The organism is Lapidilactobacillus achengensis, assembly GCF_003946655.1.
Taxonomy (GTDB): domain Bacteria; phylum Bacillota; class Bacilli; order Lactobacillales; family Lactobacillaceae; genus Lapidilactobacillus; species Lapidilactobacillus achengensis.
This window is the reverse complement of record NZ_RHOV01000006.1, coordinates 120448-140658: the sequence shown is the minus strand read 5'-3', so window position 1 is coordinate 140658 and position 20211 is coordinate 120448. Positions and strand designations below refer to the sequence as shown.

General features: G+C 46.9%; 20 protein-coding genes and 1 pseudogene. 5 read left to right on the top strand and 16 right to left on the bottom strand.

Annotated elements, in window-relative coordinates; all coding sequences use genetic code 11:
* Nucleotides 1–987: 987 nt before the first annotated feature.
* Both EKM94_RS05460 and EKM94_RS05455 read left to right on the top strand, forming a co-directional pair.
* On the top strand, nt 988–1761 hold the full coding sequence (locus EKM94_RS05460) for an HAD family hydrolase (RefSeq protein WP_125598671.1): 774 nt from the start codon (nt 988–990) through the stop codon (nt 1759–1761).
* A 67-nt stretch (nt 1762–1828) separates the two neighbouring features.
* Nucleotides 1829–2572, top strand: coding sequence for a class I SAM-dependent methyltransferase (locus EKM94_RS05455; RefSeq protein ID WP_125598668.1), 744 nt, complete (start codon nt 1829–1831; stop codon nt 2570–2572).
* Between the two features lie 115 nt (nt 2573–2687).
* Here EKM94_RS05455 and EKM94_RS05450 read toward each other — a convergent pair whose 3' ends face one another.
* Complete coding sequence (locus tag EKM94_RS05450) at nt 2688–4316, bottom strand: ABC-F family ATP-binding cassette domain-containing protein (protein WP_125598665.1); 1629 nt, start codon at nt 4314–4316, stop codon at nt 2688–2690.
* Between the two features lie 81 nt (nt 4317–4397).
* On the opposite strand from EKM94_RS05450, the gene EKM94_RS12620 reads away from it, so the two are divergent.
* The gene (locus EKM94_RS12620) at nt 4398–4616 is read left to right on the top strand and encodes a hypothetical protein (protein ID WP_225422166.1); all 219 of its coding nucleotides are present in this window, start codon (nt 4398–4400) and stop codon (nt 4614–4616) included.
* Entirely contained in the window at nt 4613–6130 is a 1518-nt protein-coding gene (locus EKM94_RS05440) for a hypothetical protein (protein WP_125598662.1), read from the top strand. Before EKM94_RS12620 ends, EKM94_RS05440 begins: the two co-directional genes overlap by 4 nt.
* 266 nt (nt 6131–6396) lie before the next feature.
* On the opposite strand, the gene EKM94_RS05435 is transcribed toward EKM94_RS05440, so the two are convergent.
* The 12 genes and pseudogenes from EKM94_RS05435 to EKM94_RS05380 all read right to left on the bottom strand — a co-directional run bounded on the left by EKM94_RS05435 (nt 6397) and on the right by EKM94_RS05380 (nt 17537).
* On the bottom strand, nt 6397–7164 hold the full coding sequence (locus EKM94_RS05435) for an alpha/beta fold hydrolase (protein ID WP_125598658.1): 768 nt from the start codon (nt 7162–7164) through the stop codon (nt 6397–6399).
* Between the two features lie 93 nt (nt 7165–7257).
* On the bottom strand, nt 7258–8262 hold the full coding sequence (locus EKM94_RS05430) for an NADP-dependent oxidoreductase (RefSeq protein ID WP_125598655.1): 1005 nt from the start codon (nt 8260–8262) through the stop codon (nt 7258–7260).
* A gap of 62 nt (nt 8263–8324) precedes the next feature.
* Nucleotides 8325–9389 (bottom strand): alkene reductase, encoded by a 1065-nt coding sequence (locus EKM94_RS05425; RefSeq protein ID WP_125598652.1) that lies wholly within the window; start codon nt 9387–9389, stop codon nt 8325–8327.
* A 15-nt stretch (nt 9390–9404) separates the two neighbouring features.
* Nucleotides 9405–10150 (bottom strand): annotated as a pseudogene (locus EKM94_RS05420) (SDR family NAD(P)-dependent oxidoreductase).
* A 13-nt stretch (nt 10151–10163) separates the two neighbouring features.
* On the bottom strand, nt 10164–10736 hold the full coding sequence (locus tag EKM94_RS05415; protein WP_125598649.1) for a TetR/AcrR family transcriptional regulator: 573 nt from the start codon (nt 10734–10736) through the stop codon (nt 10164–10166).
* A gap of 657 nt (nt 10737–11393) precedes the next feature.
* A complete protein-coding gene (gene sufB, locus EKM94_RS05410) occupies nt 11394–12791 on the bottom strand; it encodes a Fe-S cluster assembly protein SufB (protein WP_125598680.1) in 1398 nt (465 codons plus the stop codon).
* 34 nt (nt 12792–12825) lie between these two features.
* On the bottom strand, nt 12826–13281 hold the full coding sequence (gene sufU / locus EKM94_RS05405; protein ID WP_125598646.1) for a Fe-S cluster assembly sulfur transfer protein SufU: 456 nt from the start codon (nt 13279–13281) through the stop codon (nt 12826–12828).
* Nucleotides 13278–14507: a cysteine desulfurase gene (locus tag EKM94_RS05400; protein ID WP_125598643.1), complete on the bottom strand. Its 1230-nt coding sequence runs from the start codon at nt 14505–14507 to the stop codon at nt 13278–13280. The genes sufU and EKM94_RS05400 overlap by 4 nt, the downstream gene beginning before the upstream one ends.
* Complete coding sequence (gene sufD, locus EKM94_RS05395; RefSeq protein WP_125598640.1) at nt 14476–15816, bottom strand: Fe-S cluster assembly protein SufD; 1341 nt, start codon at nt 15814–15816, stop codon at nt 14476–14478. The genes EKM94_RS05400 and sufD overlap by 32 nt, the downstream gene beginning before the upstream one ends.
* Before the next feature lie 11 nt (nt 15817–15827).
* Nucleotides 15828–16616: a Fe-S cluster assembly ATPase SufC gene (sufC, locus tag EKM94_RS05390; RefSeq protein ID WP_125598637.1), complete on the bottom strand. Its 789-nt coding sequence runs from the start codon at nt 16614–16616 to the stop codon at nt 15828–15830.
* A gap of 117 nt (nt 16617–16733) precedes the next feature.
* Nucleotides 16734–17036: a glycine cleavage system protein H gene (locus EKM94_RS05385; protein ID WP_125598635.1), complete on the bottom strand. Its 303-nt coding sequence runs from the start codon at nt 17034–17036 to the stop codon at nt 16734–16736.
* 273 nt (nt 17037–17309) lie between these two features.
* On the bottom strand, nt 17310–17537 hold the full coding sequence (locus EKM94_RS05380; protein WP_125598632.1) for a hypothetical protein: 228 nt from the start codon (nt 17535–17537) through the stop codon (nt 17310–17312).
* A gap of 556 nt (nt 17538–18093) precedes the next feature.
* Between EKM94_RS05380 and EKM94_RS12340 the strand changes: the two genes are divergently transcribed.
* Nucleotides 18094–18258, top strand: a complete 165-nt coding sequence (locus EKM94_RS12340; protein WP_164511119.1) for a hypothetical protein — start codon at nt 18094–18096, stop codon at nt 18256–18258.
* On the opposite strand, the gene EKM94_RS05370 is transcribed toward EKM94_RS12340, so the two are convergent.
* The 3 genes from EKM94_RS05370 to EKM94_RS05360 all read right to left on the bottom strand — a co-directional run bounded on the left by EKM94_RS05370 (nt 18250) and on the right by EKM94_RS05360 (nt 20199).
* Nucleotides 18250–18552, bottom strand: coding sequence for a cupin domain-containing protein (locus EKM94_RS05370; RefSeq protein WP_125598626.1), 303 nt, complete (start codon nt 18550–18552; stop codon nt 18250–18252). The two genes, EKM94_RS12340 and EKM94_RS05370, sit on opposite strands and share 9 nt — an antisense overlap.
* Complete coding sequence (locus EKM94_RS05365) at nt 18549–18896, bottom strand: cupin domain-containing protein (protein WP_125598623.1); 348 nt, start codon at nt 18894–18896, stop codon at nt 18549–18551. The genes EKM94_RS05370 and EKM94_RS05365 overlap by 4 nt, the downstream gene beginning before the upstream one ends.
* Nucleotides 18897–18990: 94 nt before the next feature.
* Complete coding sequence (locus EKM94_RS05360; protein WP_125598620.1) at nt 18991–20199, bottom strand: FtsW/RodA/SpoVE family cell cycle protein; 1209 nt, start codon at nt 20197–20199, stop codon at nt 18991–18993.
* Nucleotides 20200–20211: the final 12 nt, after the last annotated feature.

The following is a 20211-nucleotide window of genomic DNA, read 5'->3' as shown; positions in this document are numbered from 1 at the left end:
GCGGCGGGCACGATTTTGAGCTTTTCGGAAGTGCGCCGAAAATCTCAAAACTCGGCCTTATTGTAGGCGATAAATCGCCAACAATAATATCGCGGCTGACTCACCCCCAGCCCGACCTTCCGCCAACTAGTAAACAGCCCACCAACGCCAGAGTGTGAACCGACCTGGTCAGCTTCTGAGCATTAGCCTAGCAACTATTTTGGAGGCCGGTCTATGACTCCAGAATAGTTGCGTAGCTAAGCGGAAGAAGCTAGGTCGGCGAACACGTTTCAACGCCACGCTCCACTCCAAAAGTGGACGATTGTTTTGCCCTCTCGCTTGCAAAAGCACTTCGTCAGATAAACGCTTTCGATTGCAGATAAGCCCAATTCTGTTCAGCAACCGGCTGGGACTGCGCGGCTCTAATCAGAATGAGAGCCGACCTGGTCAGCTTCTGAGCATTAGCCTAACGATGGATTTGGAAGCCGCACTTTGCTTCCGGAGCCATTGGGTAGCTAAGCACAGAAGTCAGTTGCGCGGAGCACGTTTCCAGTCCGCATCAGCAGTCCCAGCCGGTTGCGCTCACGCGCAACACCCACCAAAACCTGCAATCAAACGAAGTAGTAATATAGAAGCCCTACTTTTCAAATCAACTCAAAGCACTTGCGGTACGGCCAGTTTTAAACGAACCGGCCCTACTTTATCCAGAACCGTCATGCTATACTGAACCAGTAACCAAAGAGTGTGAGCCAACCCGGGTAGCTTCTGCGCATTAACCTAGCCAGGATTTTGGAGGCGGGTCTTGGCCTTCGGAAGCCTGGCTTAGTTAAGCGCAAGAAGCTGGGGTGGCGAACACGTTTCAAGACAGAGTGTGAGCCACCCCCGGGTAGTGCTCGAGCATAGCCTAGCAATTGTTTTGGAAGCCGCACTTCGCTTCCGGAACAATTGCGTAGCTAAGCGAAAAGCACTAGGGTGGCGAACACGTTTCAGAAGGAGTCCTTTAAAAAAATGAAATTATTGGCAAGCGATTTTGACAACACCTTATATTTTAACGAAACACCTGCTTTTCATCCGGAAGATCTGGCGGCGATTCACCGTTTTCAAGCGGCGGGTAACCTGTTTGGCATCTGTACCGGACGCAATTTGACGGCGATCACTGACGCCACGGCGGGGTTGATCGACTTTGACTTCTTCATTCTGAATAACGGGAGTGTGATTCTCGATCGTACCCAAAAAGTTTGCTACCAAGAAGATATTCCCACCGAACTTGCCATCAAAGTGATGCGGCATTTCGACCACTTGGCTAGTTTTGCCATGGTCGATCAGGGTATCTACCAATATCACTTCGATCACGCGTGGCCAGGTAGCGGCGTGCGCTTGATCGAAGACCTCCACGAAATTCGAGAAAGTGGTGTCCATAATTTCTCATTCCACCTCGATAGCGTTGAAGAAACGCGCCGGATCACCAACGAGATCAATCAGTTAGGCCTGCCCATCACGGCCTTTCAAAATGTGATCGACATCGACGTCGTGGCGCAAGGAAATTCTAAGGGACGCGCGCTGAAGTTGGTTCAACAGCAGTATCAGATCGCGGATTCAGATCTGGCGTGCATCGGTGATTCTTACAATGACCTGCCCATGCTCACCGCCAGCGACCAAAGTTTCACCTTCAATGACAGTCCGGCCAGTGTGCGCCAGGCCGCGACTTATACAGTGGCTAGTTTGGCTCAGGCGGTAGCTGAGCTTCTACGCCAACAAAATGACCAAGCTGTTGGTCAATGAAAAAAATGAGCGCTAACGGCGGCTTCTTGCGTGGGAACGCGCCAGCAAACTCGGAACGGAGTCAGTCATGTTTAAAGAATATGGGGCATTGAGCACCCAAGTTTATCAAATTACGAAACCCATCGGTCGCGCGCTGAATGGTGATCTGGCCTTCTACGCCCAACAACTGGCGGATTGTTGCGGCAGGATCCTTGAAGCAGGCGTTGGTACGGGACGGATGCTGATCCCCTTGCTGCAAAAAGGCCTTCAAGTTGACGGGATCGACCTTTCGACGGAGATGCTGGATCAATGTCGAGAGAACTTACAAGCGGCCGGCCTGACCGCTGACCTTTTCCACCAAGATCTGACTCACCTCCAACTAGACCGAACTTATCAGGCGATCATCATGCCCACAGGCAGTTTTGACCTTTTGCCAAAAGCGCAGATCTTGTCAGTATTGCAAGGCTTTTATCAACATTTAGCGCCGGATGGGTTCTTGCTATTTGATACGGCCCTGCCTAGCGACTTCAAGCCCGGCGAGGTGACCGTCGATAGTTTTCCCCTGGATCAACAGCGGGGGATCTTGTTCACCAGCACCAGCGAACAATTTGACTGGCATCACCAGAAAGTCAGTTACAGTCATCGCTACGAGCTCTTGGATCAAGGCCAAGTTGTCCAATCAGAACTGTCCCATTTCGTCTTGTACTGGTACGGTCCCACGGAAATGCGCCTGCTTCTGGAAAAGGCTGGCTTTCAAACCATTACGCAACAAACCGGTTATGGTCAAGACCCCACCAGCGATTTGCTGACCTTCCGCGCGCAACGGGCTTAGCAGATGTTTTGATGACCACCCTAAAGTTAGAAAAAGATCCTGCCCGCAGCAAGCTTGCGGACAGGATCTTTTGTATGCTTCTTAACAATTATGACCGTTCAAAAAGACGGGCACGCTAAACTGATGGCGCCAATTCCGCTAAACGCGCTTGGACCTGAGGATTCGCGCGGAACTCATCATAGGTAGTCTCCGCTCGGTCAACCACCCCGTTGGCGCTCAGATAGATCAACCGATTAGCAACCGTTTGGATAAACTGGTGGTCATGAGAAGCAAAGCAAATCGCGCCTTGATAGTCGATCAACCCATCGTTCAAGGCCGTGATCGATTCCAGATCCAAATGATTGGTCGGATCGTCCAACAGCAACACGTTGGCTTTGAGCAGCATCATTTTCGACAGCATCACTCGCACCTTCTCGCCACCAGACAACACATTGACCGATTTCAAAACGTCATCGCCGGAGAAAAGCATCCGTCCGAGAAAACCGCGCAAGAATGTATTGTCGTCCTCGCCCTTTTCCGCGAATTGTCGGAGCCAATCCAGAATCGACGTCTCTTCATCAAAAATAGCGGTGAAGTCTTTCGGCAAATAAGCAGTGCTAGTGGTCACACCCCAGCGGACCGTCCCCGAATCCGGCGTTAATTCGCCGGTGAGCACTTTGAATAAGGTTGTCGTGACCATATCGTTATCCGCCAAGAAGGCAACTTTATCATCTTTATTCAGGATAAAGCTGACATGATCCAAAACCTTTTTCCCGGCGACCGTTACGGACAGATCATCGACTTGTAACAAATCGTTTCCGATCTCCCGATTAGGCACGAACTTAATGAAAGGATAGCGCCGCGAACTTGGTTGAATGTCGTCTAAGGTAATCTTATCCAGCATTTTCTTTCGTGAGGTCGCTTGTTTGGACTTGGAAGCATTCGCCGAAAAACGCGCGATAAACGCTTGCAATTCTTTGATTTTCTCTTCTTTTTTGGCGTTCTGATCCTGCATCAGCTTCTGAGCCAATTGCGATGATTCCAACCAGAAATCGTAGTTGCCCACATAAAGTTGAATCCGACTGAAATCCAGATCGGCCATGTGGGTACAAACCTTGTTAAGGAAATGGCGGTCATGGGAAACCACGATGACCGTATTTTCGAAATTGATCAGAAACTCTTCCAACCAATCGATCGACGCCACGTCCAAGCCGTTGGTCGGCTCGTCCAATAACAACACGTCCGGTTTGCCAAACAGCGCTTGCGCCAGCAAAACCTTTATCTTCTGCCCTTCCGTCAAGGCTGACATTTTCTCTTGGTGAAAGCTTTCCGGTAAATTCAACCCTTGTAATAATTGAGAGGCTTCACTTTCTGCTTCCCAACCACCGATCTCACCAAATTCCGCTTCCAACTCCGCCGCTCGGATCCCGTCGGCCTCGTCGAAATCAGGCTTCATGTAAATGGCATCCTTCTCCTGCATGATCCGATACAGATCGGTATGGCCCATGATGACCGTTTCCAAAACCGTATTGTCTTCGTAATCAAAGTGATTTTGCCGTAATGTAGCCAAGCGCTCGTTGGGATCCAGCGTGACCGTGCCCGTGGACGGTTGGATCTCGCCCGACAGCACTTTCAAAAAGGTTGATTTGCCGGCGCCATTAGCTCCAATCAACCCATAGCAATTGCCGGAAGTGAACTTAATATTGACATCTTGAAAAAGTTTGCGGTCCGCGAAATGCAGACTCACATCGCTTACAGTAATCAATCGTTATCCTCATTTCTTGTTAGTAATCCCATGAATTATACCGATTAATCCGGTGGGAAGCAAGGCATCTCAGGAAAATGTATGGGCCTGATCGATCGGGTCAAGAATTGTGTCTGGGAAGACGTGCTCCCCTTTGGCCAAGTGCCTCAGCACGACCACAATGTTAGTTCGATCGTCCAAGCGATCGACGGGACCCATATTCGTGTCATTGCAAAAGATTCACCATCAACTAACGCGCGGCTCGTTGCCCCTCGTTTAGAGGACGCGAGCTTGGCGATGATGGAAGGCATTATTCAATGATTAGAATATTACGATCCGATTTTCTAGAACGATCTAAACGGCCTTCATTTTTGGGCGGCGTGATCCTCACGTTGTTTTTAGCGGTCATTGGCACGCCGCGAGCTCATAGCGCGATTGCGATCTTACTGCTGGACCCTAACATCTACCGCCAAGCCGACAATCCCACCTGGTTGCCGATCAGCGCCGCGCTGATGACTGGTTTTTTCTTACCGATTTTCGGTTTTGTGTTAGTTAAGAATTCGCTGGAAACCGATCGGCAAACGGGTGTTTTTGATATCATGCGTTCTGTTACTTTCCCACGCCTAAGCTATTGTTTCGGAAAATTCTTATCAAATTTTCTCTTGCTGCTGGTCATTTGGGCCGTCGTCATGCTGGGGACCTTGGGCATGGTGGTGGTTCGATTCCCCGGAGAAACGATCAGTCTCGGACAATTTTTATCGCCCTTTTTGGTTTTGGTTCCTGGACTGGTCCTAATTGCCGCAGTTGCGCTTTTCTGTGAGGCCTTCCCTTTGACCCGTCGTAATTTTGGTAATGTGGTCGTCACTTTTTGCATATTGATGTTTAATGCGGCTAGTTCCGACCAAGTCATTTGGTCAAAAATTCTGAATCCATCTGGTTCAAGTTATTTATATCGTACCTTGAATCAAGCAAGTTTGAACACGACCGGCCATGTTCTGAAGGTGCTCCAAATTATTGGCAGTCCTGGTAGTGCGCATTCGGGACAACAAAGTCTAGTTATTCCTGCGGTCAGGCTTGATACCGGTGATTTTGTCGCCATGCTCTTGCAGTTGGGATTAGCGTTGGGATTCGTGCTCGTTGCTGCTTCTCTGATTTTCCAAAAGTGGCCTTTGCGAAGCAACCACCCTGCCCCTTCTATGGGCAATCAAGATCTGATCAATCAGGGTGACTTAATGGAACAGCCCGGTTTCTTGATGTCTCAACCAGTCAGTGAGCGCCGTTTCTCAGTCGTCAGCCTGCTCAAATCGACAATTTGGCTGCTGTTGACCGAACTGACTAACTGGAATAAAGGCTTGATCGTGATTATTTGGAGCGCGACAATTTTCACACCAGCCAAGATCGCGCAGCAAGTGTTTATGCCGCTAATTGTCTTGTTGGCCATACCGCTATTTTGCGCCTTAGGAAGTCGTTGCCAATCGTCCGGCGTTTATGATTGGGCCCAAACCGTGCCAAGTGGGCGACGGCGCCAGCGCATGGTGGAACTGTTGGCTGGTGTTGGCCTGTTTTGGCTGTTAGTTTTACCGGTGGCATTGAAGAATCTCGCCAGCTTGCCACTTCTTGTGGTATTTGGCTTAACGCTGGTTCTCTCGGCCCAATTATTAGGATTCCTATCCCATAATGGCCGCGCGTTTTCGGTCATCATGATTGTCTTTTGGTTCGCCTATTTGAATGGCGCAACTGGACTCCTCCCCTTGAGCGGCAGCCTGATCACACTGACAAGCGGCGTCTATGCAGTTCTGATGCTGATCTTGCTGGGACTTGATTTGGCGCTATAAGGATACTGATCTGACAAAAAACTGAAAAGCAGCGATTTCTCAGCTGGCGGCTGGGGGTGAACACTCTTTTCAACAATTTAATAGTATACAATTTTTTTGAAATCTAATTTGCGCAACATATCTGGCCGCCAAGAACGGTTTATATATTCCAATCGGCAAATAGACCAACAGGGTATACCCTGTTGGACCTCTAATTCAAAGTATTATAGAAAAGAACAAAATTTATTACTTAAAAAATTTTTTCAAACATATGGCATTGGATTTTTTTATTTTGCATAAATAAATTCTGAAACTATTTGGGAAAAATCTATTGGAAATTGGAATAGAGATCCATGGCCTGCATCAGGATAGATTTTTAATGTCGATTTTGCAATTCTTTTAGCTAGATCGTATGAATTTACTGTAGGCACCATACGATCATGATCACCATTCACAATCAATGTCTGTTGACTGATTGTGGACAAATCTGCTGATTTTTCTTTTCCCCAGCGATTGATTGCGGTTAGCTGATTCTGGTAGCTCGAAAAACGAATGTTTTTATCTTTAGCTAGCGAACGAGTATTGATTCGTTCTAAAAACTCTGCAGCTTTTATTCTTCCATTCTCTGTTTCAGTAAAGAACAAGTACGTTTTTATATCTTTTCTAGTTAAAATAGATCGCAAAAAATCCTTGTTGGTTACTTTAGTAACCTCAGAAATCCCATCCCCTCCTCGAGGACCGGTTCCGACCAAGATTAACTTTCTTACAAGAAGCGGTTCTTTTGCAACTAACTCTTGAGCTATCATCCCCCCCATGGATAGACCAAGTAGATCAACTTGTTCAATATTTAGACCATGTATAAACTCTAATGCACCATCAGCCATTTCTTTAATTGTTTTAGGCGCTTTTCCATCAGAAAGACCTACACCTACGTTGTCAAACACAATTACCCAATGATTTTCTGCCAAAGTGTTTATTAATAGTGGATCCCAGTTATCTAAAGTTGCAGACAGATGGGTTAATAAAACTAAAGGAATTCCTTTCTCTTCCCCCATTTCTCTATAAGCAAATTGTTTTTCTTTCCCTTTAAAAATAGATTAGGTGCAGTTAAATAGTCTGTTTGTATTGTCATCTTCTCTCCCCTTCCCTTAATCGAATTTAATAACCACTTTTCCATGTAACCGCCCGTTTTTCACCAGTGAAATTGCCTCATTCACCTGTTCTAATGTGAAGATATTAGGATCGATGGCTGGTATAATATTTTCTTTTTCTACAATTTCTGTTATCTTGTGTAATTGTTCTCCATTTGATTTTACAAAAATAAATCGATAATCTACATTATGTTTTTTAGCTTGACTATCCAGTTTTCTACCAGCTAATCCAAACAGCCACTGTTTCCATTTAGGTAAATGTTGTTCAATCGCAAATTGCTTATTAGGTCCAGCTATAAGGCTAAGTAACTTCCCTCCTGGCTTTATAATGGTCAATTCTTTTTCGATTTCAGCTCCGCCTAATGTATCTACCACATAATCAACCTTATCCAATACTTCCCAATAATTTTCTTTCTTGTAATCTAAGTATTGATCTGCTCCAGCTTTCAATATACGATTTTTAGAAGCAGAATTTCCTGACACTATCACATTTAAACCGAGGTACTTGGCAATTGGCACTGCCATTTGCCCAAAGCTCCCAGAACCTCCTGGAATGAATACTGATTGCCCTGATTCTACTTTTAGAATATCTGTAAATGCTTGATAAGCTGTCAAACCTGTCAAAGGAATGGCCGCCGCAGAGGTATAATCTAAGTTTTTAGGTAAAAACCATACCGCATCTTGATTTACTGCTACAAATTCTGCAAAAGCGCCAATTTTTTCAATTGGTAATCTAGTATAAACAGAATCGCCCTTTTTAAAATTCTTTACATTACTACCTACTTCTGTTATTACACCGGATAACTCATTACCTAAAGTGAATGGCTTTTGGTAATCTTGTATCAGTTTCACACTGCCTGTTATATTTAATAGCTCTAATGGATTTACCGCCGCTACTTTAACTTTAATAAGTATTTCATTTTCTTGTATCATAGGCTTTGGTACTTCGTTAATTAAAACATTTATATCTTTAGAGTACTTCTTTATCTGTGCTGCTTTCATAACAATCTCACTCCTTATTAAATAAGACATCAACAACTCTGTATTGATGGCCCAAAATTCGTTTATTGATTAATTGTGGGATAATCGGTATATCCAAGTTCTTCTTGATTTACGTAAAACATGTCAGGAACAGGTGGATTAAGAGGTGCGCCATTTCTTAATCTATCTACTAGGTCCGGATTAGCCAGCGACCAAACTCCTACAGAAACAAGATCTGTTAAATTATTGTCTAAGTCAACGGTAAGATCTTCTAGTGGTCTTCCGGCACGATTAACCATCAATCGTGTATGCCACAAATTTCTAATATCTTCTAATAGAGATTCATTACCTACATGCATCAAGTGTAGATATGCAAGGTCATATTCAGCTAATTCAGCCACCAAATATCGATACAGATCCTCGCCATATTCTCCTTCATCAACGTTCCCTAAGTGATTCATTGGAGATAACCGAATACCTACTTTTGAAGCGCCAATTTCTTCCACTACTGCTTGTGTTACCTCTAAAGCAAATCTAGCACGATTCTCAATAGATCCGCCATAATTATCCTTACGAATATTTGAATTCCCCCCTAAAAACTGATGAATCAAATACCCATTTGCGCCATGGATCTCAACACCGTCTGCACCAGCTTTAATAGCTAGTGCTGCAGCGCTTCGATATTGATCGACAATGGTAGGAATATCTTCTGTTTTTATTTCAGTAGGCACTGGAATTTCTTTCATACCACCTAAAGTAAACATTTTTTCCCCAGGAGCAATTGCGGATGGGGCAATCGCTTGTTTATGAGTACTTAGATTATCTGGATGAGACATTCTACCTACGTGCATTAATTGAATAAAAATTTTCCCACCTTTTTCGTGTACATGATCAATAATCTTCTTCCAAGCCATTGCCTGCTCATTCGTATAAATACCAGGAGTGTTCAAATATCCTTGACCTAGTTCAGATGGTTGAACTCCTTCAGTGATAATCAAGCCCATGGAAGCGCGCTGTCCGTAATATTTTTCCGCAAACTTTCCTGGAAGACCATCGGCAGTTGCTCTACTTCGCGTCATAGGTGCCATTACTAATCGATTTTTTAAGGTGATATCACCTAATGTAATTTCTTCAAATAATTTATCTATTTCGCTATCTCCCTTTTATAATCCTTGTAAAACAGGATAAATCCCATCATTTAGAACGAAATCATAGTTTTCATTTACAATTCCTACAGTGTTATTACTTTCGTAAAGCTCAATTAAAAACTGGGCCATTTCTTTTGCCGTGTGATATTTTTTAACTCCAGTACTGTAATCAAAATTCTCAACATTGTTGGCTTTATCAATAAACTCGGTTTCAGTAATAGCTGGAGCCAATACTTTGGCTTTTAGAGCATGACCAGATAATTCCTTTGCTAGTCCTTCTGTGTAGGCACTAACATAATACTTTGTTGCGGAATAAACTATATTCCCAACAGCAAGCATGTAACCCATTGCAGAAGAAACGTTAATTAATTGCGCCTGTTCTTTATCCGCATAGTCTTGCGCATAAAGCGTAGACAAGATGGTTACTGCATCAATGTTTACTCGAAGCATATTCTCAATTTTTTGAAGATCCTCGTCAATTATTAAGCCAGCATCACCTAATCCAGCATTATTTATCCATGTTTCAATATCATAAGGTTTTAAATCTTTGTATAAGTTATAAACTTGATCCCGATTTGATAAGTCGAAACTCTTTAGAACAACTTCTAGTGACTCATCGATTGAATGAATTTGTTTTTTTATTCCTCTAACTTTTCTAGTCTTCGAGCTACTAATATTAAATGTTTTCCTTTTGTAGCAAACGCTAATGCCGTTTCATATCCAATTCCCGAACTTGCTCCTGTAATAACTGCAAATTTCATGGTGATATATCCTTTAATTTATATTTTTTAAAGTTTGGTCAATGATCATATTCAATTTTTCATTGTCGTTGGTTGTTTTTGATAAGACACGTATACCGATTAAAGCGTTGTGCAGAAAACAGGACAAGGCTTCTATATCAGTTGATACTGCTATTTCGTTTTTTTCCTGTGCCGTAAGCAATATATTAAAAATTAGGTGCTCTTCACGATTAAAAAAATCTTGTATTTCTTTTTCAACAACTGGGTCTATGTTAGAAAGTTCTGCAGCAGTATTCACAATCAAACATCCTGCACGATGATCGTTATCGCTAACGATTACCGAAAAAACGTTTTTTAATTTCTCATGCACACTCATACTTTCAAGAATATTCAGTTGAATATTTCGAATTATCAACTCCTCATATAGTTTGAGTGAAAGTATAAATAAGTTGTGCTTATCGCCGAATGTGTCATATATGCTTCTTCTGTGAATTCCCATAGCATCAACAAGGTTTTGCATTGATGTGTGCTCGTATCCATTTTTCCAAAAGACATCCATTGCTTTCTCTAAAACAATTTGTGTATCAAATTCCTTTTGTCTAGCCATAAAGTATCTCCTTTCGTCATGTTCTATTTAATAGAACAATCATTCTAATAAATGCTAAAATTTTTTGTATTTTATTTACTAACCATGCTTACTAAGAACTTTAAACAATTATTTTAGAATGACCATTCTAGAATAATTGATTTAATATTGATTGTAAAGTAAATAGCTCAAATTACACTTTATAAACTATTATTTAACTGAACATAATTAATTGAGCCATTACACAATCGATAGAATGTAGACTAAATAAGGGTCAAAAACTTTTAAGTTTCTGATTCCACCCAATATTTGTCTTAATACTCATAAATCTAAATTTTAATTGAACAATGATTTAGTTACGAGTTTATGAACAAAAAAAGAGCAATACTTATTAAATATTGTATTCGGGGGCTGGCAGCTGGGATGTCTCTGCTTTTTTACCAAACGCTATTTGCTGGGTGTTGTCCTAAGTTTTGTAGTTCGTCTGCTCTTTTCAAAAAGAGTGCGAGTCACCCCGGGTAGTGCTTGAGCATTAGACTAGCAATTGTTTTGGAAGCGGCAGCTTGCTTCCGGAGCAATTGCGTAGCTAAGCGGAAAGCGCTGGGGTGGCGAACACGTTTCAAAAAAAGAAGCGTCATCAACATTGATTGTTCAATGTTGATGACGCTAGGCAGGTGCTTACCCCACTGACCCTTCCATCTCATAGCTGATCAGTCGGTTCAACTCGACGGCGTATTCCATCGGTAGTTGTTTGGTAAAGGGCTCGACGAAGCCCATGATGATCATTTCGGTGGCCTTGGCCTCGGAGATGCCGCGGCTCATGAGGTAGTACAATTGGGTTTCGGAAATTTTCGAGACTTTGGCTTCATGCTCCATGGCCACATTGCCGTTGAGAATCTCGTTGAAGGGCACGGTGTCGGACTTGGATTTTTCGTCCATCAAGATCGTGTCGCATTCCACGTGGGCGAAGGAATCATCGCTTTTGCGGCCGAAGCGAACGGTGCCGCGATAATTGACGGCGCCGCCATCTTTGGAGATTGACTTGGAGACGATCGAGCTGGAGGTGTTGGGGGCGTCGTGGATCATGCGGGCGCCATTATCTTGGATCACGCCTTCACCGGCCACGGCGATGGACAGCATGGTGCCGCGAGCGCCGCGACCATCAAGGTAAACACTGGGATATTTCATGGTGATCTTTGAACCTAGATTGCCATCGACCCACTCCATCGTCGCGTCTTCCAGCGCTTGAGCTCGCTTGGTTTCCAAACTATAAACGTTTTTGGACCAGTTTTGGATGGTGGTGTAGCGGCAATACGCTTCCCGTTTGACGAAAACTTCGACGACCGCCGCGTGCAGGCTGTCCGAGGAATAATTCGGCGCGGTACAGCCCTCGACGTAGTTAACGCTGCCGCCTTCGTCCACAATGATCAGCGTTCGCTCGAATTGGCCTGAATTTTCCGCATTGATCCGGAAATACGACTGGATCGGGATCTCGGTTTTGACCCCTTTCGGTACGTAAATAAAGGTGCCACCGGACCAAACGGCGGTATTCAAAGCCGCGAACTTGTTGTCATTCATGTGGACCAGGGACCCGAAATAATCCTTGACCATTTCCGGGTATTCCTTCAAGGCGGAATCCATATCCATGAAAACGATCCCCAGTTTTTCAAATTCGTCGCGCATGTTGTGGTACACCACTTCGGACTCATACTGGGCAGAAGAGCCGGCCAAATACTTCCGCTCCGCCTCAGGCACGCCTAAGCGCTCAAAGGTATCCTTGATCTGGTCCGGGACTTGATCCCAATCACGATACTGCCGGTCGGTCGCCTTTTGGTAATACAACATGTTGTCCAGATCCAAGCCGGACAGATCGGGGCCAAAATCAGGCATCGCCATTTTCAAATAGGTTTTGTAAGCGCGCAAACGAATCTGCAACATCCAGTCGGGCTCATGCTTGGCCGCGGAGATCTCGCGAACCGTCGCTTCCGTTAACCCGCGACCGGTGGAGAAAACCGGCTTGACATCATCACTGAACCCATAATCATAGTCAACGAACGCCGGCACACTGTTGGTCATTTCCTCGTTGTTTTTGGTGTTTTTCGTTTTAGTCTCACTCATGAGCTTCCTCCTCGCTGATTGCTTGTTCTAAGGCTTTCCAAGCCAAGGTGGCACACTTGATCCGTGCGGGGAATTTGACCACCGCCGCCAAGACCGCCGCGTCCCCGAGCAGCTCATCTGGGTCGTCTTGGGTCGCTTCTGGATTTTCCATCAACATTTCCAAGAAAACTTGGATCTCTTTTTTTGCTTGTGCCCGGGTCTGGCCTTGGACCAGATCAGTCATCATACTGGCGGAAGCTTGCGAGATCGAACAGCCCTCACCACTGAAGGCGATCTGCTCGATGCGGTCGTCCGCAAAGGTCACCGCCAACTTGATCACGTCACCGCAAGTGGGATTATTCAAAGTGATCGTTTGACTGGCCGCGGGCAACTCCCCGTGATGGTGCGGATGCTGGGCGTGATCAATGATCAATTGCCGATATAAGTCATTCAATCCGCCTAAATTCATAATTTGAAGAACTCCTTTGCTGCTTGCACGGCCGTGACCAATTGCCGCAGATCAGCCTGATTATTATAAAACGCGAAACTAGCCCGAGCCGTGGCGCTAACACCCAGATCGGTCATTAGGGGTTGCGCACAATGGTGACCAGCGCGGATCGCCACGCCTTGCATATCTAAAACCGTCGCTAAGTCGTGGGGATGCAAGCCTTGTAAATTGAACGACAACACACTGGAGCGCCGCGTCGGCTCAGTCGGGCCGTAAACGGTCACCCCGGTGATCGCCGTCAGCTCCTGATAAGCTTGCGCGGTCAACTGCTGTTCTTGGGCGATGATCGCCGGCCAACCTAGGTGTTGCAAGTAGCTGATGGCCGCGCCCAATCCGATAACTTGGGCGATGGGCATGGTACCTGCTTCGAATTTAGCCGGCGCCGGCTTAAAGTCGGTTTTTTGGCGGGTCACCAAGTTGATCATTTCGCCGCCAAATTCTGCTGGTGGCATCGCCGTTAACAACGCTTCGCGACCATAGAGGACGCCGATCCCGGTTGGCCCATACATTTTATGACCAGAAAAGGCATAAAAGTCACAGTCCAGTTCCTGAACATCCACCGGGAAATGACCGGTGGCCTGAGCGCCGTCGATCACCACGGTGGCGCCAACCGCATGGGCCATGGCGGTCATTTTCTTGATGGGATTGATCGTGCCCAGCACATTGGAAACGTGGGTCAAGGAGACGATCTTCGTCCGCGCATTCAGCAAATCACCGTATTGAGCCAGATCCAATTCGCCGCTGGCCGTCAACTCAACATAACGCAACTTCGCGCCGGTGCGTTGAGCTACTTGTTGCCAGGGAACCAGATTACTATGATGTTCCATGATCGAGATGACGATCTCATCGCCTGCTTGCAAAATCGTCGGCGCATAGGTCTGGGCCACCCAATTCAAGCTGGTGGTCGTTCCCCGGGTGAAGACGATCTCGGCGACGCTGGCTGCGTTGATAAAGGTCGCCACTTGCTGGCGCACCGCTTCATATTGCTCGGTGGCCCGCTCCGCTAAAGTATAGACCCCGCGATGGATATTGGCGTTATCATGCTGGTAATAATGAACCAGCGCGTCGATCACCGCTTGCGGTTTCTGGGTGGTCGCGGCGTTATCCAAATAGGCCAAGGGCTGGCCATTGACCACTTCTTTTAAAATTGGAAAATCATTGCGCGCGATCGCGATGTCGTTGACCATCAATAAGCTTCCTTTCGATCGTCGCAGTCAACGCGGCGCGGGCAGCGGCCACCGGGATCTCCGTCAAAACAGAACCAAGAAACCCCCGGATCACCAGTCGCTCCGCCAAATCTTTCGAGAGACCACGACTCATTAAATAATACATCTGACTCTCGTTGACCCGGCCAACTGAGGCCGCATGACCAGCGCGAACGTCATTTTCATCGATCAATAAAATCGGATTCGCGTCACCGCGGGCAGTCCGCGACAACATCAAGACCCGATTTTCTTGTTGAGAATCGGAATCACGGGCACCTTTGACGATGTGACCCACGCCATTAAAGGTCAGCGTGGCGTCAGACAAAATCACCCCGTGTTGTAAAATATTCGCCACGGTATGCAGGCCGTAATTGGTCAGGCGCGTGGTGATCCCTTGGAATTGGCTCCCCGTCGAGATCGCCACCGCCTTGAAATCAGCCTGACTGCCATTGCCGACTAAATCAGTGTTGAAATCGGTGACGATATCGCCATCATTCATCTCGCCCAGCGCCCAATCGATCCGCGCGTCAGCGAAAAGATAGGCCCGCCGCGCTAAATAGGTGGTGTTTTTCAAGCCATCAATGGCAGTATAGCGTAGCTGCGCCCCCTGCTCGAGGATCAACTCTTCCACAATATTCGCGCTGGCACTGCCGGCGGTGGTGGTGTGCCGCGTCGCCAAAATCGTCGCCTCGCTATTTTCACCGGCGACCAACAAGAGATGTTGCGCGTACAGTTGGCCATTGTCCCCGCTTTGCGTGAGTTCTAAAGTCAACGGCGCCGTTAATTTCGCGCCTGCCGGCAAATAAATCAGCAGCCCGCCGTTGACTGCGGCCGTATGGAAAGCCGCCAAACGATTGGCCAACGCCGGCGCCGCTAAAGTCCCATAATACTTGGCGAAAAGTTCCGGATATTCTCGTTGCGCTTGAAAGAAATCTAGCGCGACAACGCCTTGGGCTTGAGCCTCAGCCGATAACTGGACCCGGGGCACCTGCAGATCCAGTTGCTGGATCATCGCTGGCTCTTGGTCAGCCGCGCCCGTGGTCGCTAACGGGGCCACGGGCGCTGACATAGATGTTGACGTCACCGTTTGATTTGCGGCTTGCTCAGGTGCTAAATTCCCATTAAAAAGTGGCCAACGTTGATAGCGAATCTTCTCAAACGTTGGTAAGGGCAACTGCGGATAGGCTGCCAGCGCTTGTTGACGCAACGCTGCTAACGACGCCATTTCATGATGATCTGCGCTGAACGTGGCTAGTTCGGCCGCTGTGGTGAAAGGTTTTACACGAACCATCTCAACACCCCCTAGTTCTCATCCGTCAATTGAATATCCAGGCCTAACTCATCCCGCAAGCCAGTGTAACCTTCGTCTTCCAGCTTCCGCGCCAAATCGGCATCGCCAGATTTGACCACGCGTCCGCCCATCATCACATGGACCACATCAGGCTTGATATAATCCAATAAGCGTTGATAATGCGTAATGATCAGTGAGCCGAAAGCAGCGCCCCGCATGGAGTTGACTCCTTTAGCCACAACCTTCATCGCATCAATGTCCAAGCCAGAATCGATCTCATCCAAAATCGCGAACGTCGGTTTGATCATCAACAATTGCAAGATCTCATTACGCTTCTTCTCACCGCCAGAAAAGCCCTGATTCAGATAACGTTCGGCCATGCCTTCGCTCATGTCCAGCAACGCCAGATTGTGATCAAGCTCCTTGATGAACTGGCGCACCGAAATCGGATCATCATCGGGACGGCGGGCATTGATCGCGGCCCGCATGAATTCCGCGTTGGTCACCCCAACGATCTCCGCTGGGTACTGCATCGCTAGAAACAGCCCTGCCCGCGCCCGCTCGTCCACCGGTTTATCCAGCAAGCTGACGCCGTCCAACAGAATATCGCCGCTAGTCACCTGATAGCGCGGATTCCCCATGATCGTCCCAGATAAGGTCGACTTTCCTGTACCATTGGGCCCCATGACCGCATGGATCTCCCCGGTTTTCATGGTCAGATCGACACCTTTTAATATCTCTTTATGTTCATTCTGATCATCAACACGAACGTGTAGATCGCGCACTTCTAAAACTGACATAAGCAACCTCTCTTTATCAAAAATAGTCTGAAAACTAGTAACTTCCCGCGCATTGAAATATCGCCTGACCAGCAGTCCTAAAATCAAGCAGCCCTAAAATATTAGGCCAGTTAACCTTTAATCTTGGGCAACGATCGCAATCCAATTTTCTTGATCATCATTCGTATCTAACAGTTCAGGCGTGGTTGTTAACGCCTCGTGGGTCGCCACGATGCGTCCAGCGATCGGTGTAGGTAAATCTTGGACCATTTTTTGCGCCTCGACCGCCAGTAACGTATCGCCCACTGCCAATTCTTGATCGACCTGTGGTAACTCCGCGTACTTGACCTGGCCTAATTCTTCGCGTGCGGCTTGGTTCAAGCCTAATTTGATTTGGCCATTAGCCATTTTCTCTTGCCAAAAATATGTTTGTTCAGCCATTTTGAAATCCTCCAATAATTTGATCGTACACAAGCTAAATTGCTTTTACTAGTTGCATTATAACACAGCTGCTTTTTTCATTTCAGTTTTACTTATTTTTTGTTACTGATTTTCGCTCACACCGCGGTGTGGGTTTTTTAGCTGAGATTACTTTGTCACCATGAAAGTAATTTGTCCGCAGCTTGCGCTGCGAAATTCGGGGTGAGCTCGCTGTGGGCGCTGTTTTGAGCCAATCCGCAAAGTGCGCGGCTTGTCTCAAAATCAGGCCTTGTCCTAAGCGGCAGACAATTTCACGGCGATCTCACCCCGAATTTCTCCGCTCCAGCCGCTCAACGTTTTAACAGCCGTTTGAGCACTCACGCCAACTGGCAAGCTATGGTCAATTGATGGGGAATCCCCGCAGTTAACGGCCGTGGCATTGGTCACCAGCTTTAAATTGGTGACACCAGTGCAATCTGTCTGATGAACTGAGGCAGGTTTTTGATCAGTCAGTTGAATCAATCGGTTTTCACCTTGGGATTGTTAAGGAATCAAGCAGAGCTGTTCAGCCTACGCAAAATAACTCGACCGCTTGATCCAAATCAGCTAGTATTGCCGTTCCACTCCAAAAGTGGACAATTGTATTGACCTCTCGTTTGCAAAACCTCTTCGTCAGATACCCGATTTCGATTGCTGATAGGCTCAATTCTGTTCAGCAACCGGCTGGGACTGCGCGTCTCTACCCTGAGTGAGAGCCGACCTGGCCAGCTTCTGAGCATTTGTCTTGCAACTATTTTGGAGGCTGGTTTGCGTGTCAGGAATAGTTGCGTAGCCAAGCGCTATGAGCTGGGTCGGTGGGCACGTTTCCAGCCACGACAAACGTCTTAGGTCGGTTGCGTCACCAACAAGTCCTCAATCAGCACAGGTTCAAGAACAAAACAAGTTGACATTGCCGGACCACCCAAAAGAAGGAGTTGTTTGATTTCTCGCTTGCAAAAGCACTTCGTCAGATACCCGACTTCGATTGCAGATAGGCTCAATTCTGCCTAGCAACCGGCTGGGACTGCGCGGCTCAGTGGTGAAATTGTCCTTGGCGGCTTTGCCGCTTAGGACAAGGCTCAAAACGACGCCCACCACGTTCCAGTCCGCAACAGCAGTCCCAGCCGGTTGCGCTCACGCGCAACACCCACCCACACCCGCAATCAAGCAAAAAGACGTTCAGCAATCTGAACGTCTAGCCTAATTCGATCTGCAAAAACTTACAAGGCTGGTTCGCCAGCAACCGATGAGTGACACCAGCCGCCAAGGTCAAAAGCTGTCCTGACTGAATCGTCAGCGATCGATCGGTGATAACCGTTAACTCCCCAGCAAGGACATACAACAGCTTGTTTTGCGGGCTTTGTTCGGCGCTGATTGTTTCACCAGCCGCAAAAGCATAAAGGGTGGTGGCCGCGGGTAAGCCGAATTTCTCGGTCAATTCGCGACTGGTGATTTGCTGGTCATGATAATTGACCAGCGCGGCTAAATCATAGATCATGCTTGGGCTCCTTCGGGTTTGACCACAACTAATAACATTTGGAAGGCTTCCTGGGCGTGCAGTTCGTGTGGGATTCCTTGGGGCATAAGCAGACTTTCGCCAGCGTGAACCAAATAATCCTGGCTCCCGATCGTGATTTTCGCCACGCCTGACAAAAGATTGACCAACGCGTCGCCGTTTGTTTGGTGCCGCTGGATCGTTTGGCCTTGATCCAAAGCAAAGACCGTGATACCTAGGGAATCACGCTGAACCAAGGTCTTGCTAAGCATCTGTTCCGGCTCGATCGGGACTTCTTGGCGCAAATCAAGAACTTTTTCCGCGGGGATTTTATTAATTAATGACATTTGATCACCTTTTCCAAAATAAATTCAGTACGTTAACTTGCCGAGTCTGAGCCCGATGCAAAAATGCCGCGCCAGAACCCAGCGCGGCACACGTTTAGTCAAACTCTTCATTCTCTTTGTTCGTAAACATATAGCTCTTGTAATGGTAACGCATCGACATGATCAAGCCAATGCCGATCATGTTGCCTAGCAGCGCCGAGCCCCCCTGTGAAATAAAAGGAAGCGGGATCCCAGTCAGCGGCAGCAGGCCAATGCTCATCCCAATATTTTCAAAAACGTGAAAGAGGATCATCATAATGACCCCGGTCGAAACGTAAGCGTAAAACTCGTTTTTCGTATCGAAGGTTACCTTGATCATTTGGTAGATCAGCAAGAAGTACAACAAAATCAAGGCACAGCTCCCCAGGAAGCCGAAATTCTCCCCGATCACGGAGAAAATCATGTCAGATTCGCGGACGGGAACGTAAACTTTAATGTTATTGAAACCACGGCCGGTCATTTGACCCGAGCCAATCGCCTTCATGCTTTGCCAAAGTTGCATCCCGCTGTTACTCGTATCTTGTGACGGATTCAGCCAATTCAGGACCCGATTGAATTGATAGGTCTTAAATCCCACTGAGCGCAAGAAAGTCTGACCCCAATCTTGCGTGACCAGATAAATGGCCCCGCCACCAATCACCGCCACCGCGGAAATTGCCGGCAATAGAATTTTCCAAGTCACGCCGGAAACCAAGGTGACCCCGGCGAAAATGGCTAAGAAAACCAACATGGTCCCAAAGTCATTCTGCAATTTCAGCAAAATGGCCACCGGGACAGTCCAAACAAGCATTTTCCCCAAGAGCAGGAAATCGGTTTTCACACTATGGGTGGGGTACTTCACGTTATGTTCCGTCACCACGCGGCCCAGCATCAAAATAAAGGCCGGCTTCATCACCTCAGACGGTTGAAACGTGAACGAGTGGAATTTGAACCAACTTTTCGCGCCGGTGTTGTCAAAGGTCTGGCGATCATACAGGAGCAAAACTGCTAACAGGAGGAGGATCCCCATGCCGTAGACATAGGGAGCAATCTTCCACAGCTGTTCGGCGTCAAATTGCATGATCACCACCACCGCGATGCCACCAACCACATACCACGCCACTTGCATGATTGCCGCGCGGATCGGACTACTGGCGCTGCTATCATGATAAGTCGCGACATAAACGGCAACGATACTGAAAATGGCCAGCATCATCACCGAAAAAAGAACACCGTAATCAATTCGATTCGATCTTTTCTCTTCTGAATGTTTCTCTACTGGCATACTTTCCCTACC